Genomic DNA, 15,284 nt, shown 5'->3' on the forward strand with positions numbered 1-15,284 from the left:
CCCGCCGGGAAGGCTGCTTCGTCATAAAAGGCAACGCTCCTTTTGAAGACGAAGCCCATGTGCAGTCGGTGTGCCACCCGGCCCGGGCGCGGCTCACCGTCTGGCGCCGCGCCCGGCTTGAGGCCCCCTGCCCAGGACGGGAGATGCGCCGCTCAGGCCTTGAGGTCGTCGAGCTCGCCGGGCTGGCCGAAGGAGCCGAAGTTCGTGATCGGACCCCCGCCCTCCTCGGTGCAGCCGACAGCGTTCGCGAGCGTCGTGAGCAGCTTGTTGTGAGGCGCGTCCTCGTCCTGCAGCGTGTCCGGCTCCCGCGTCACCTTGATGTACTGCCCCATCTTGAAGTAGCCGCCGCAGCTCCCCGCGATGATGTACGGCAGGTCGCGAAAATCGTGGATCTTGCCGTTGGAGACCTCGTTCATGAACACGACAGCGCTGTTGTCGAGCACGGAGGCCCCGCCCTCGTCGTAGCCCGCGAGCCGGTCGAGCAGATAGACATACTCGCCGATGTACCAGCGATCGATGTCGTGGATCATCTCCTCGTAACCGTCGACGACGCTCCCTGAGTCGTCGTCCTTCGTGTTCCCGTGAGAGAGCTTGTGGTGATTGTACTCGTGGCTCATCCCGTCCCACTTGAAGATGGGCCCGTGCGCGCCAGAGCCCCATTGCAGCGTCGCCGACCGCGTCGCGCCGGTCGCGATCGCCAGCGCGAGGACGTCCATCTGCATCCGGCCGATCTTCTTGAACTCGGCGTCGAACGACACCGTGGCCGGGTCGATCCCCTCCATCTCCGCCGTCCGCTCCGGCGGGAGCTCGCGCGGGATGACCCCCGCGTTGCCCATGTCCACCTCGAGGTCGCGCACCGTCTGGAAGTGCATCTCGAGCTTCTCGCGATCGGCCTTGCTGAGCTTCTTCTTGAGCAGGCCCTCGTACTCGGCCCCGACAAGGTCGAGCGCGCTCTCGCGCCGCCTGGCGAGCCGCACGAGCGCCTCCTCGTCGAGGTCCGTCACGCCGATCAGGTCCTTGTAGGCGAGCCACGGGTTGTTCTCGCCGCTGACGGGCTGCTCGCTGCCGGTGTACGAGATGTGCCCGCGCACGTTCGGCGTCTTCGCGCCGACCATCAGCGTGAGCGCGGGCGTGCCCGGCGGGTTCATCCTGTTCGCGATGAACTGATCGAGCGAGATCCCCGCGGCGTACTGGCTGCCCTGGACGAGCGGCTGCGCCGTGAGCTTGCAGCCCATCCCCTTCGCATGATCGTCGCCCGCGCTCGGATCCCACCCGAAGCCGCGCGGCACCATGTGAATCCCCCGCGGGATCAGGAGCCTGTCCCTGTACGCGGCGAGGGGCGCTATCGCCCGGTCCGCGCCGAACGACGCGGCCGTCAGCGCGCCGTACCGCGTGCTCGGGAAGAACCTGCCCATGTTCACGCCGTTGCACATGAAGAAGGCGATGAACCGGCGCGGCGCCGTCGCCGGATCGGCCTTGGCGTCGCGCGGGCGCAGCGACTCGAGGAACGGGAGGCCGAGCATCACCCCGCACGCGCCTCGCAAGAACGTTCTGCGATTCATTGGTCCACCTCTTCCACGGCTCGATACCTGAACGTCTTCGTCTGCGTCAGCGCGACGAGCAGCTCCTTGATGTTGTACCCGGACGCGGCGAGCTTCGCGTCGAGGTCGTCGATCGTGCACGCGTCCTCGCGCGACAGCTGGCGGGCGTTGCCGTAACGGTACCAGTTCGTCAGATAACACCGCTGCGCGACCGGGCTCTCCGCGAGCTGCGTCACGAAGTCGATGGCGCCGTCGAAGCGCATCTCGGTCTCCCCGACCTTCATCGTGCCCGTCGCGTCGATGGGCTCTCCGCCCTCGTCGGCGCGGTACCGCCCGACCGCGTCGAAGTGCTCGAACGCGAAGCCCGGCGGGTTGATCATGTCGTGGCACGAGCTGCACGACGCCGGCGACGTGTGCGCCTCCACCTGGTCGCGCGTCGTCCTGATCTCGCCCTGGAGGGGCGGCAGCTCCGTGTTGATGTTCGCCGGCGGGTCCCGGAGGTCCGCGCAGAGGATCTGCCGCTGGATGAACACGCCGCGGTGGATCGGCGAGGTCTTGTCGAAGAACGCGTGCGAGCTCAGGAAGCCGGCCTGCGTGAGGAGCCCTGCCCGCACCGCCGGGTCGAGCGGCGTCTCCACGAGCTCGCCCGTGAACGACCCCTCCACGCCGTAGATCGGGGCGAGCTTGTCGTTCACGAACCCGACGGACGAGGTCATCAACGTCCGGTAGTCGCCCTCCATCTCGAGGATGACATGCCGGATGAACGCCTGCGTCTCGGCCAGCATGGCCGAGGACACGCTGGCGTCGAAGCCCTCGTAGAGCGCGGGATCCTTCGAGAGATCCGCGTAGCGGCTCATGTGGAGCCACTGGCGGTGGAAGTCGGAGAGCGCGCTCACCGCCCTGGAGTCGGCGAGCATGCGCCGCGCCTCGGCCTCGATCCCCGCGGGCGTGCCCAGCGCGCCGCCCGCCGCCGCCGCGAGGAGCGCGTCGTCGGGCAGGCTGTTCCAGAGCAGGTACGAGAGCCGGGTCGCGACCTCGTGGCCGTCGAGCGGGATGATCTGCTCGCTGTCGAGCGCCTCGCTGAGCTCGACGCGGTAGAGGAAATGCGGCGACTGGAGCATCACCTCGATGACGTGGCGGATCCCTTGCTCGAACGGCGTGCCCGACTCGAAGAGGCCATCGCCGCGCGCGTAGGCGGCGACGTACGCCTCCTCCTGCTCCGCCGAGAGCGGCCTCCGGTAGACGCGCTTGCCGAGCGCCTGGATGAGCTGCCGGGCGCACGCGGCGCCGTCGCCTTCCGGCGCGCACGGCAGGACCTTGCCGAGCACGGCCTGGTCGACAACGACGTCGGCCGCGATGGCCTCCGCGGCGCGCCGGTAATCGCGGGCGAGGCGGTCGGAGACGATGAGCCCCTTGGCGTTGTTGTCGAACCCCTCGAACGCCGGGTCCGCGAGGAACGACGCCGAGGCCTTCATGTCCTTGCCGAAGAGATCCCGGATCGTGTTGTCGTATTGCGCGTGCGTGAGCCGCGTCAGGCGCGGGGTCGGGCCAGGCGCGGTGACGCCGGGCGCGCACTGGACCTCGACGCCGGGCTCATCGACCGGGTCCGGTCCGCCATCTCCAGTCGATCCCGAGCACGCGGCCGCGCTGGAGAGCGCGAGGGCCACGAGCAGCATCCTCGGGGTGCTTCGGTTCACGGGCAGCTCCCTTCGTGAAGAGCTCGAGGATGTAAGAAGTTACAAGCTCTTCAAGGGGAAAGCCTATCGGGCGCAGGTGTCCAGCGTCAACGCGAGGCGACCGTGTGACGGGTGTTCCCCACGTTCCCCACGCATTTTCTGGATCCGTTCAGCGGCGACAGCTCGGCGTGGCCATGACGCGCCGCGCCCGGGAGGGCGCCGCGGGTGGGTGCCGGGGAGAGCTCTATCCACGATTCACGAGGTGGCGCCTGTTGGCGCAGGGTGGGAATGCCGGCCTTCACGGCGCGGGCGCGCTCGGCTGACACCTGCCCTCCGAGCAGACCGCCTTCATTCCTTCCGGAAACACGGGCGCGCAGGGAGGGCAGGCGCCGAAGCCCTCGGGGCAGACGATGGCGCGGAGATCCGCGCTCTGGTTGAGGGCGACGATGCCTTCCCCGCCGCACTCCTCGCAGCACCCGAGGCCGTCGCGCAGGGCGCAGTCCGTGTCTTGCGTGCACTCCGTCAGGGGGGATTCGCGCACGTCGAGGACGACGCAGCGCCCGCTCTCGCACGCGGCGGTGAAGTACTGGGAGGTCCGCTCGGCCTCGCTGACCTCCTGGCACGGCGAGCACGACACGTCCACGCACATGGTGGCATTCCAGAAGTCCGTTGTCGCGTCGCGGTGGATGGCGACGAACGCCTGGGCGTCGACCCGCGGGTCGCACGCGGCGCAGCAGCGCGGCGAGGCGAGGACGCAATCGCCCGCCGCCTCGCAGGTATCCATGTCCGGAACGGTGTCCTGACAGGCCTCCTGGCACGCCTCGAGCGACTCGAAGCGGTTCTCGTTGCCCTCGCAACCACCATAGGAGAACGGAACGCAGACGCCGGTGCTGGGATCGTGCCAGTAGCTCGGGAACGCCGCGTCGCAGGGCCCGGTCTCCTGCGGCAGCGCACACCGGTTCGGCAATCCGCCGCTGGCCGTGCTGGTCGTGACCGAGCCGCCGCCGCCGCCCGCGACCGAACCGCCGCCGCCGCCGCCGCCCGAGCCGCCGCCGCTGCCCGCGACCGAGCCGCCGCCGCCGCCGCCGCCCGAGCCGCCGCCGCCGCCCGAGCCGCCGCCGTCCTCCGCGCCGATGCAGCCCGCCGCGAGCAGGAGAGAGGTAAGCAAGCCAAGACCGAGGGATAAGCGCCGATGCATTCCAGAGGCGTTGCAATCGGCGTGCCCTCGGCCGCCCGAGGAAAGAGCAATCGATCGTAGGGTAGTCATCCGTCGTCGATGGCATGCCAGGTGGCGGTGTGCCAGGCGGCGCGGCACACCGTGACGACGTCGTCCGAGGTGCGACGCCCCCGTCACACGGTGACGTCGAGCGACGGGAGCTGCTCCCGGAAGAACGCGTTGTACTTGGGGTCGTTGTACCGCTCGTACTCGATCACGAAGGGCGTGAGCTGGCTGACTCCACCCTTGTAGCGGATGGTGAGGGCCATCGGCGTGACCTCGCGGTAGTTGCTGGCCTTCGGCAGGTCGTCGTTTGTCTTCCCGCCCGCGGAGAACAGGGTGAGGAGCACGCCGTCGGGGTCGTCGTAGACGACGCGGAAGCCCTCCGGGATGCGCTCGTGGCCACGGATCAGCGTGGTGCAGCCGAGCTTCTGCATGAAGCTCTTGAACTGCCGCTTGCCGAAGGGAAAGCGGGCGGTGGACTTCTGGAGCTCCGCGGGGATGGCGTCGACCTCGCTCGGGTCGCTCCAGAGCATCTGGAACCGGATCTCGGGGTCGTTGAGCGACGACACCGACGTCCACCGGGCGGCGAGGGTGTCGTCGCGGGGGATCCCCGCGTGGACGAAGAGGATGCGATCGAAGACGAGCATGTTGGGCAGCGCCTCGAAGAGGCGCATGTACGCGGCGAACACCTCGTTCGGGGCGATGGCCGCGAGCGAGCTCATCGCCTCGGAGGGCCGCACCGGCGCGAGCACGCGGCCGTTCAGCTCGACGTAGTACTCGTGGTTGCCGCGCAGCACGAAGACGTTGTCCGGCGCGGCGAGGAAGAGCTGCATCACCGTGCGCAGGATGCCGTTGTAGCTGAACCTGCCGCGATCGATGTAATCGCCCAGGAACACGAGCAGGATCCGCGGGTTGTGGGCGGGGTCATCGCGGTGCGCCTGCAGCTTGGCGAAGAAATCCGCCTGCATCAGCGCCGCCTTGAGGCACGAGTAACAGCCGTGCAGATCGCCGATGACGAGGAGCTCGACCTCGTGCGCGGGGTCGGGCGAGGCGACGTAGATGTGGCCGTCGAGGAACGGCGCCTGCCCGGCGAAGCCCGCGAGGTCCGCCGCGCCGTCGAGCCGGCCCGCGCCGCGGGCGCGCTGCTCCGCGAGCTTCTCCTCGAACCGGCGCATCAGGTCGAGATCGACCTTGGACTGCTCGGCGAACGTGGCCGCGTCGGTCGCGTAGTCCCACTCGAACGCCTTGAAGAACGGGTGATCGACCTCGCGCGCCTGCTTGCGCGTGGCCGGATCGATCACCACCGCGCCCTGCTCGATGGTCTCGATGTCCACGTCGTCGATCTCGGTGGGGGTCGAGAGCAGCGCGGAGAGCTCGTCGCGGAACTTCTGCTCGCTCGGGTGGACGACGCCGTCGGCGAGCATGAGCCCGTCGACGGTCGCGAGCAGCGCCTCGCGGTTGACCTCGTCGAAGCCGTCGAGGAGCTCGAAGCAGCGGAGCTTGACCTTGGCGAGGACGAAGTCCTTGGGGTCCTCCCCGTCGGAGACGCTCTCGGTGAAGTGGCTCTGGATCTGGTGATCGATCTCGGAGAACACCTCGTGGAAGTGCGTGGTCCACCGCGCGATGACGTCCTTGTCCGCCGGGGCCTCGCCGAGGGCGTCGCGCGCGCGCTGCTGGACGAGCTCCTGGATGTAGCCGCGGATGAAGGACTTCTCGGTCGGATCGAGCTCGCCGTCGATGTACCCGAACCCCGTGAGATAATAGATGATGGCGTGCATCTGCTGCTCGGCGATGCGTGGATCAGGGCTGAACGACATCATCAGGCAGCTCTCCTCTCGCGGTGGGGCCCCAGGGTAGCGCAAGACGAGCGCGCCGCGCCTCCGGGCGCGCACGTCACGGGCGCAGGAGCGGGCGCGCGACACGGCCCGCGGGCGCGCATTACGGCCGTACGGGCGGGCGCGCGACACGGCTGTACGAGCGGGCGTCGCGGCGGCGCGGGCGGGCGCGTCGCGGCGGCGCGGGCGGGCGCATCACGGCCGCGCGGGTGGCCCGATGCGCTCGACGAAATCGTGGATCCGCGCGCGATCGGCCTCGGAGAGCGCGTGCCCCGGGGGCGGCATGGTCCGCTCGTGGACGACCCGGCGCGCGATGGCCTCCCGGAGCGACGCCCACGCCGCGCGCGTGGAGAGGTCGACGCCGCCCTCGCCGCGCGGGAGGTGGCAGCGCGCGCACGCCCGGTCGAACACCGGCGCGATGTCGTCCCAGGCGGGCCGGGCGCCGTCGTCGGTCGCGGCGAAGCGCCGGAGGGCGCCCGACGCGAGCAGCCAGACGTCGCCGCTCGGCGAGCCGACGAGCCTTGCGACCTGCGGGACGCGCGCGCCGCGGGTCGCGCGCGCGCCGGCCTCGTCGAGCACGCCGAGCTCGCCGCCGTCGGCGAACCACACGCGATCGCCGGAGACGGCGAGCCCGTGGAGCGCCGCGCTCGCCCGCAGCCGGAGGCGCAGCACGCCGGCGCCGTCCTCGGCGTAGAGCGCCGCCGGCGTGGCCACGAGCAGCGCGCCCGCGCCCGTCACGGCGAGGAGCGGCGCGGGGCCGTCTGCCGCGAGCGGGTACGATCGCAGCGCCCTCGGGGCCACGTCGAGCGCGAGGAGCCCGTCGCCGCCGGGCGCGAAGGCCACGCGCCGCCCGCCCGCCGCGAACGCCGCGAGCGGCCCTGTCGCGTAGCGCGTGACGCTCTCGCCGTCCGCGACAGCGATCTCGCCGTCCAGCGCGAAGGCGGCGCCGCCGTCGAGGCCGAGGCCGGCCGCGGCCCGGACCGCGGCGCGCTCGAGGCCATAGCGATCCGAGACGAGCTCGAGCGCCCCCTGGCCCGGCAGCCTGAGCAGCCGGCCCTCGGCGTCGACGCCGACGATCCACGTGCCGTGGCCGTCGGGCGCCGGCAGGGCCGCGGCGCTCACCCAGCGGTGGGGCGCGCGCTCCACCCGGTCGAGCGCGCCGTTCACGAAGACCGCCGCGGCGCCGTCGTGGAACAGCACGACGCGGTCGCCGGCGTCGGCGACCGCGCGGACCGGCCCGAGCCCCCCCGGGGCGGGCCAGGCGACCGGGCGCACGACGAGCGGCGGGCGCGGCGCCGCGGCCTGCGAGGCGCAGCCGGCGAGCGCGACGAGCGTGAGCGCGAGCGAGGCGCAGCCGGCGAGCGTGAGCGCGGCGAGGGACGCCGCTCGGCGCAGGAGCGTCACGGCTGCCGGAGCAGCTCCGGCACCACCTCGCCGTCGCGCAGGTGCTCACGCGGGGGGATGCCGAAGGCGAACAGGAAGGTGGCGAGCAGGTCCGGCGGGGCGATCGGCCTCGGCCCGGCCTGGAACGCCTTCGCCGGGGCGGGCAGGAGCTGCTCCGGGTCGGTCTTGCCGAACGAGAAGCCCCCGCGGAAGCGCGGGGAGATCACCATCGCCGAGTTGTTGGGGTAGTGGTCGCGGCCCATCGCGGTGTTGAGCTGGGGCGTGCGGCAGAAGTCGCTCGTCACGAGGAGGTGGGTGTGATCCGAGAGCTTCTTGCCGGCCCGGGTCGGGTGCGGGGTCCTGTCGAGCGAGCCGAGGAGGGCGGCGATCAGGTCGAAGAGCTCCTGCTGCGTGGCCGCGTGCTGGCGGTAGTTGCTCGTGTGCGTGTCGAACCCGCTGCTCGCGAAGCTCACGCAGCGGACCACGTTCCGCCGCATGGCCTCGATCGCGAACGCGGCGTTGACGGCCGCCTGCCTGGCGAAGCGGGCCCTGTGGTTGAACTCCGGGTGCGCCTGGATGAGCTTGCCCCTGGAGAACACCTCCTGGAGCTCGGCGCTCAGCATCTTGCCCAGCCCTTCCGCCTGGATGGCGAAGCCGTTCAAGGCGTCGGTGTAGCTCGAGCGCGCGGCGAGGGTCCTGGCCTCCTCGGAGAGGAGCGCTGTCACCGCGGCGCGGTCCTCGTCGGTGTCGTACTGGCGCGCGCGGGAGAGCGAGCGGCTGATCGCGCCGACGTCCCCGACCATGAGCGGGGCGGCGCGCCGGTCGAGGCGGTCGCCGACGAACGCCGAGGGGAACTGCACGGAGACGACGGGGAAGGTCTGGCCGGCGCCGAGCGCGCTGGCGCAGATGGCGTCGACGCTCGAGGCCACGACGCGGCCGCCGCTCAGGTGCCGACCGGTGGTCGCGAAGGCGGTGCCGTCGGGGTGGCTCACGGTGTTCATCGCCAGCCCGTTGATGATGCACAGCCGGTCGTGGAGGTCGGCGAGGCCGCCGATGCCCGGGCCGAAGGCGAGGCTCGAGCCCTTCGGCGTGACGTGCGCGAAGCTCCTCGCGCCGCCGGCCGCGGGCGCGTCGACCCAGAGGCGGAGCGGCGCCGTGTCGGTGTTGTCGGTCGTCGCCGGGATCACGAGCCCCTTGCTCTCGTTCCGCGGGTCGGCCCAGAGCGTCACGTCCCAGCCGCCGGACGCGTGGATGAAGAGGAAGAACTCGTCCTCCGCCGCCTTGCCCTGCGCGGCGAGCGCGCGCGCCGGCAGGCCGAGGACGCCGGAGAGCGCCGCGCCCGCGGCGGCCTGGAGCAGCGCGCGGCGCGGGAGATCATGACAGCGGGGACAGGGGTCATGACGGGGCATCGCGGGGGGTCCTCAAGATATCTGCTGGCGCCGCCCGCGACCGCACGATCCTGCCACGAACGCGCCGGCCAGCGCGCCCAGCAGCGTTCGGGAGCATGCCAGCCCATCCCGGACGCCCGCCAGCGGCTCGGGCGCGCGTGCCAGCGGTCGCTGGGCACGCTCCCCGGCGCTGCTGGACACGTTCCCGGAGCTGCTGAGCGCGCTCCTCGGCGCTGCTGGACACGTTCCCGGAGCTGCTGGGCGCGCTCCTCGGCGCTGCTGGACACGTTCCCGGAGCTGCTGGGCACGCTCCTCGGCGCTGCTGGACACGTTCCCGGAGCTGCTGGGCACGCTCCTCGGCGCTGCTGGACACGTTCCCGGAGCTGCTGGGCACGCTCCTCGCCGGTGCTGGACACGTTCCCGGGGCTGCTGGGCGTGTTCCCCGGAACTTCCCGGGCGGCTGGCGAGCTCGAAGGTGCGCTGGTGTCCCCCTTCGCTTGATGCCGCGCCACCGCGTCCGGCGGACCGCGGGTGCCGACATCCGGCCTCCCCAGCCACGGGCCGCACGACAGGCTCCTCAGGCGTCGTCGCTCCGCGTGGGGTAGGCCAAGCGCCCCAGACGAGAGATGAGATCCTGGAGGAAGGCCCGCAGCTCCGGGACCGGGATGTCGCCCGGGATGGAGGCATCATCGCCGATCTCGATCTCCGACAGGATCCATGCCAGTGAAGCAGGCGTCACACCACCGTCCTTTTGCTTGGCGAGCGGCAGCGCGTCCTCCAGTTTGTAGCCGGCACGCTCCAGCGCATACACGTCGACCAGATCGCGGATCTCCGAGCGGGATAGCAGCGTGCACAGCTTGTTCGCGAAGATCTCCTCCGGCGGATCGACCCGGATGTCGCCGAAGAGGCGCTTCTCCGGGTAGGCCTGGAAGGCGCGATCGACGACCAGATCGACCATGACCCGGTCCTTGCCCCGCTTCACCAGGCGGCGGCGAAAACTGGGCGCTGTCTCCTTGTTCTCGATCGCACCGCCGATCTCCTGCGCAACCGCTCGCAGCGCCTCATCTGCATGATCGAGATCTACCGAGGTCGTGAAGAGATCCAGATCCGCCGTTCGCCGGTGATGGAGGTGAAAGCCGGCGAGCGCCGCGCCGCCCGTCACGAAGAACCGGCGTTCGCGACGGAAGAAGGCCGCAAGCACCTCCTCCTGCAGCGGGCTAAGCAGGCTCTTGCTCAAGTAGACCCTCCTTGTGCCATAGCTTCAGCAGAAACTCCCAGAAGCGCCTGCGTCGCCCGAGATGCCGGGCCAGCTGACTGAACCGCGCTGCGACCTCTTCGGGTGTGGTGAACCGCCAGACGTCGGGATCCTGGGCTTCGCGCAGGATCTTGCCCAGCAGACGGTCGCGCTCGGGCGGTGAGGCGCTGCTCAGCCGACGTCGAACCTCGCCGACGGGGATGGGATCGTCCCAGAGGAAATACGGGATGGCCTGATCGTCATCGAGATCGCTGGAGAGCGGTGTGGCCAGCTCCGGGTTGCCGGGACCCGTCGGAGCCTCGGAAGGGCGGCATCGATCCGGGGCTGATGGGCTTGCAGGTTCGGGCTCGTCGGCCCCGATGACGCTGCCTGAACCGGGCAAGGGTACGATGTCGATGTTCAGGTCGCTGCCGCTCCATCCGCGCATGACCGCGAGCCAGAGCCAGTAGCGAAGCGCAGATGGCGCGTCCCTCGAGAGATGGTCGATGATCCCGGGGGCGGGCTCACGGAACAGCCTGACGCTCCAGACGAGGCGTTGACTCCGGGCGTCCAGCGCTCGCTCAAGGGCGCGGCGCCTGACCACCAGCGCCTTCTGCCACGTGATTTGTTCCGTGGAATGATGAGAATAAATGGCCTGTGCCCGCCCTTCGCGATCCATGAAGCACCAGTTCGCTCCTCCTCCGAGGGACTTGGCGCCGACGAGGCCGAGGAGGCTGCGGAGCCATCCGGCCGGGAGCCTGCAGGACCTCCCGATGCCGCGAGGCCCATGATAGCCGGCCTCAACGGAGGCGCTCATGAGCTCGACCGTTCGACCGCTCACCGGGATCTGGTACGTTCCGATGCGTTCTTCCGCCCAGGGAGCCCACATGGCCTCCGCAGGATCGACACCATGACATCCCGACTCGTCATCCTGGCACAGGCGAACGAGAGTCGATGAGTCCACGAAGCGCGCATGAGCCGCGAGCAACCCGGTGTCGCGCTCTGCCGCCACGGCGGATCCGATCCATAGGGTGGAGTCGGCCTGACTTTCCCGCTCACGTGCGCGAACTTCTCCCCAGAGGGTGATCCACTCGTCTTCCTCGTCCCGTCCAAGGCGCGGGGCCGCGCCTCTCGGAATGCGAAGCCACGGCTCGATCACGGGAGGCGGGGCCGTACTCACCCACTCAATGGCTCGATCCGCTTGGTCCTGGGAGCCTAGAGCGCACGGGGAGACCAGGCCGTCATCCGCCCAGAACATCCATGGCACGTCATCGCTGGAGGACTGCAGGGCGGCGTCGCTCGACGGATTGGGATCGAGCAGGTCGATGAGCACTGGATCCACGGGCGGCTCGATCAACCCGTTGGTCCCGCCGAGCACGTCCGCAGGCGCGCGCGCCGCGAGATACGCTTGCAGCTGACGGCAGCCGGTCCTGATGTACTTCTCGGCCACCGTACACACCGGGCTCACCTCCGCACGTACCCTGGCATCGCCGTGGTACCGCGCGATCGCCACATCCATCCCGACGGTCGCGACCGGCCCCTCGTCACGCGAGTCACCGTAGAACTCAGCCTCGTTCCAACCCACCGCGCGCAGGTGTGCCACGAGCGCGCCGAACGCGAACCGAAGCGGAGAGAGCGCGGGGATCTCCGCCTGCTCCGCATGCGCGCGCAGGATTTGGGAGGCGCGCGGGTCAAGGCGCTCTGCTTGCTCCGGCGACCACATGTGCAGATCCATCGTGGCCGCATACCGGAAGAACGGATCGATGGCCGGAGGCACGATATACCAGGCGAACCTCGTCGAGACGGGCTCCACCCCGTGATGGTCGCTCGCCGCTCGTGCGGCCTCGACGTCAATGGGGAGCGTTTCCCCGGTCGGCGCATAGAACCGACGCGCGCGCTCGAGGATGACAGGATCCACGACGACGCCCACGGCACGCGCGCGCTCGACGATGCCGCGCGCTGCATGAACCACCGCGAGGTCGTCGCGGCGATGTGAGGCGTCCGGGGCGAGCCAGTGCTGGTCGACCCACCCGACGAGCCGCGCCAGGCTCGGATCAGCGCCGGTCAGGCAGGCGGCCCCAAAGGCCACCATCGAGACGTCCTCGGCCATTTGAGGATCATTGGTGCGAATCACCAGATCCAGCCACCGGATGAGCTCGCCGAGCTCTCTCGAGGCCCAACGCGCCAGCTCGGCGCGGAGGCTTCTGCGCCAGGCCGTGACCACCGACGTGAGCGCCCAGGCGAGGAGCAGCGGCGGACCGTCCGCCGGGTCGTCTTCCTCGAGCGTGAGCTCCTCCAAGGCCCGATCGCCGCTCCCCTCCCATGGCTGCCCGCTGTCTCCGGGCAGATGCCGCGGACCCGACCAGAACTGGTCACGCCTCGCCGGCAAGAGCGGCAAAAGCGCCTCATGGACGAAGCGGGGGCCAAAAGGGTGCGTCACGTCCCGAGCCACCGGCACGCAGAGCTCGACCAGCACCCGCCGGCACGAGGGCATGCTGGCCCGCAGCCGCTCGAGCACCCATCCGTGGTAGGTGCGGGCCGCGCCGTCATCCAGCGCGGCGATAGCCCGCAGCTCCAGGCGCTCGATCTCCTCGCGCGGCAGATGATCGCGCCAGAGGCCCGAGCGAACCAGGCTGATGCCCTTCTGCGCGAGCAGGATCGCCGCCTGCGTCAAGGCGTCGCGCCGATCCCGCAGCACTTCGGGGAGCGGCGGCGTCTCGCCTCGCGCCAGCGCGTCCTGCGCCGCGTCGCATGCGCGGCGGGCGATCAGGTGGTCCACGAGGGGCTCGAACGCCAGCTCGATATGCTGGACCGGCGGAAGGAGATCGCCCGACTCGGCCGCCCACTCGGTCACGAGGCCGTGCTCCTTGGCCTGATCGAGCAGCCAGTGGGCGTCGATGATCGAGAGCCCCTGCGCCGGCGGGACCGCTGCGTAAACCGCTGCGACAGCGTCGTCACGGCTCATGGCACCGCGCCCCATGCTGGCCTCGGCGAGCGCCGTGAGCGCCTCTCGCAGGGGAACGCGCCGGCTCCACCCGCGCTTGTCTTGCAGCTCTTCTTCGATGCGCCGAAGCTTCTCGCCGAGCAGCGCCGTGAGGGACACGTCCTGGGGACGAGAGCCCCAGGCTGCTGGGTGCGCTGGCATCCGGCGGCGGAGCTCGCAGTAGAGCCGCACGCTCAGGGGCTCCCGGATCGCCCACCGAACTCGCCTGTCCGGGAGCGCTATCTTCATCGCTCGACAGGTCTCCCGCAGCAGCGTCTCGACCTCGCCGCCCGTGGGGAGCGCGATCTCGTGGAAGAGGTCGACGCGTAGACGACCCAGGATCGCCTCGCGGCTGGCCGTTCGCAGGGTGACCGCGACCCGCAGGCGCGGATGGCGCTCGAGGTGCGTCGAGAGCTCGCCGAGCCGCTCGGCCCAGCGGCGGTGCTTCCCCGACTCCTCCAGACCGTCGATCGCGAGCAGAAAGCAGACCGGCTCGGGCTCCACCCCGTCATCGTGGCCCGACGCGGAGCTGGACGGTTGGACCGAACCCCGGACGTCAGCGGCGTCATACGGGGTTTGCACCGACCTCCGCGCCCGTCGCACATCCGCGCGCGTCGCCGTTGCTTCCATCGCATTCAGGATCTCGGAGAGCCGGGAGCACGGTTGATCCAGCGCCTTACGAAGGATCACCTCCCACCCTTCCTCAACAGGGCAATCCCTGGCGCGGAGGATCACCGCCGGCATACCGCGGCTCAGCCGCTGCTCGACCGCATGCGCGAGGCCATGGGTCTTCCCGACGCCCGGCGCACCGACGTAGGCGCCGAGGAGCCGCGCTCCGCGCCAGCGTGCCCATGCGGCGCGAAGTAGCGAGGATGGATACCCTATCTCGTCCACGCAGCGCTCCAGGCGCTCGCGGATGCCGCGCGTGGGGATGTGGAAGCGGTCGCGTTCGAGATCGTCGAGCACCGTGGCGAGCCGCCGGAGATGCTCCTCGTCGTGCTCGCTCGGCTCCATGTCCTCCGGGAGGGGTGTGGCGTGATAGAGCGCGTCCGCCAGCGCCTTACCCGCATCGACCATGCGGTCCAAGGCGCCGAGGGCTGCCCCGCGGAGCTGCTCCGCGTCGGGGACGTCGCGCCGGAAAGTCGACAACCGCTCCAGGCGAGCCACGTCCTCGCGAAGCGCCTCCAGCTTGGTCGTTGCCTCCTTCACATGACGGAGGATCTTCGCGCGCGCATCGGGCTCCCCCAAACGAAGCGCGAGATCTTCCTCCAGCCAACCGGTTGCGTGCAGGTCCGGATCGTAGCGCACGTTGAGCCAACCACGGCCGGCAGCATCGAAGCGCCGGGTCAGGTCCTTCAGTGTGAGGACGCTGTCGGTGAACCAGTACGCGTGCAGCCCCTCGTTTTCGCTCTCGCTGAGCAGCTCCTCGAGCTTTGCCTTGTCCCACAGAGCGACTTCAACGTTCGGCGCAATCGCGGTCGCCTTGGCGATCCAGCCGCTCCACCGCGCCCGTTCTGTCTCCTCCTTGCCTCCGCGATCGTCGGTCAGAGCACGGGGCATGGCGACACAGTAGCGCACAAGGTCCGGGCGTACCTTGAGCGCCCGCTGAAAGGAGTCGTGAATCTGATCGATCCGGTTTCGATCGAGACGTCCGGAAAAACACTTCGCCTGCAGGCCTACGATCTTCCCGGACGCCAGCACGGCGTACGCGTCCACGCCGCCATCGCCCCCCCGCCCGTCGGGGATCCGGACCTCCCGGAGCTCACCCGCGTACTCCTTCCGGCACCAGCGCTCGAAGAGCTGGCCGGCGAAGGCCTCGAAGGCCTCGGCCTTGTCCTCCCCGTGCGCGTCGAACCGGCTCCAGTCCATGCCTCTCGTGAGCAACATGCCCCTCGATGCCCCCCGTGCGCAAGCCGGCCCGAGCCGCTTCGACGCCGCGCGCTGTCTCGGCGCCGGGCGCGAGCGGCTCGGTGGTCGAGGTCGACGCTCGCGAGAGCGTCGCGTCGTGCTCACGACCCTGGCCGA

8 protein-coding genes are annotated in these 15,284 nt (G+C 70.4%); all 8 read right to left on the bottom strand.

From position 1 onward, the window contains the following. Nucleotides 1-152 precede the first annotated feature (152 nt). Nucleotides 153-1,562 (bottom strand): DUF1552 domain-containing protein, encoded by a 1,410-nt coding sequence (locus WMF17_RS39295; protein WP_437646186.1) that lies wholly within the window; start codon nt 1,560-1,562, stop codon nt 153-155. Further along, nucleotides 1,559-3,238, bottom strand: a complete 1,680-nt coding sequence (locus WMF17_RS39300; protein ID WP_437646188.1) for a DUF1592 domain-containing protein — start codon at nt 3,236-3,238, stop codon at nt 1,559-1,561. The genes WMF17_RS39295 and WMF17_RS39300 overlap by 4 nt, the downstream gene beginning before the upstream one ends. 277 nt (nt 3,239-3,515) lie before the next feature. Then, the gene (locus WMF17_RS39305) at nt 3,516-4,385 is read right to left on the bottom strand and encodes a BPTI/Kunitz domain-containing protein (protein WP_437646190.1); all 870 of its coding nucleotides are present in this window, start codon (nt 4,383-4,385) and stop codon (nt 3,516-3,518) included. A 182-nt stretch (nt 4,386-4,567) separates the two neighbouring features. Continuing rightward, complete coding sequence (locus WMF17_RS39310) at nt 4,568-6,256, bottom strand: metallophosphoesterase family protein (protein WP_437598567.1); 1,689 nt, start codon at nt 6,254-6,256, stop codon at nt 4,568-4,570. A 210-nt stretch (nt 6,257-6,466) separates the two neighbouring features. Next, on the bottom strand, nt 6,467-7,675 hold the full coding sequence (locus WMF17_RS39315) for a c-type cytochrome (RefSeq protein ID WP_437646192.1): 1,209 nt from the start codon (nt 7,673-7,675) through the stop codon (nt 6,467-6,469). Further along, the gene (locus WMF17_RS39320; RefSeq protein ID WP_437646194.1) at nt 7,672-9,063 is read right to left on the bottom strand and encodes a DUF1501 domain-containing protein; all 1,392 of its coding nucleotides are present in this window, start codon (nt 9,061-9,063) and stop codon (nt 7,672-7,674) included. The genes WMF17_RS39315 and WMF17_RS39320 overlap by 4 nt, the downstream gene beginning before the upstream one ends. A gap of 556 nt (nt 9,064-9,619) precedes the next feature. Then, complete coding sequence (locus WMF17_RS39325) at nt 9,620-10,279, bottom strand: nucleotidyl transferase AbiEii/AbiGii toxin family protein (protein WP_437598570.1); 660 nt, start codon at nt 10,277-10,279, stop codon at nt 9,620-9,622. Then, the gene (locus tag WMF17_RS39330; RefSeq protein ID WP_437646196.1) at nt 10,260-14,975 is read right to left on the bottom strand and encodes a hypothetical protein; all 4,716 of its coding nucleotides are present in this window, start codon (nt 14,973-14,975) and stop codon (nt 10,260-10,262) included. The genes WMF17_RS39325 and WMF17_RS39330 overlap by 20 nt, the downstream gene beginning before the upstream one ends. Between the last annotated feature and the right edge of the window lie 309 nt (nt 14,976-15,284).

The sequence above is a fragment of the Sorangium sp. So ce362 genome, from assembly GCF_051519845.1.
Classification (GTDB): domain Bacteria; phylum Myxococcota_A; class Polyangia; order Polyangiales; family Polyangiaceae; genus Sorangium.

Coding starts and splice junctions, on each gene's coding strand:
- WMF17_RS39295 (WP_437646186.1), bottom strand. CDS start 1,562: ATGAATCGCAGAACGTTCTTGCGAGGCGCGTGCGGGGTGATGCTCGGC.
- WMF17_RS39310 (WP_437598567.1), bottom strand. CDS start 6,256: ATGATGTCGTTCAGCCCTGATCCACGCATCGCCGAGCAGCAGATGCAC.
- WMF17_RS39320 (WP_437646194.1), bottom strand. CDS start 9,063: ATGCCCCGTCATGACCCCTGTCCCCGCTGTCATGATCTCCCGCGCCGC.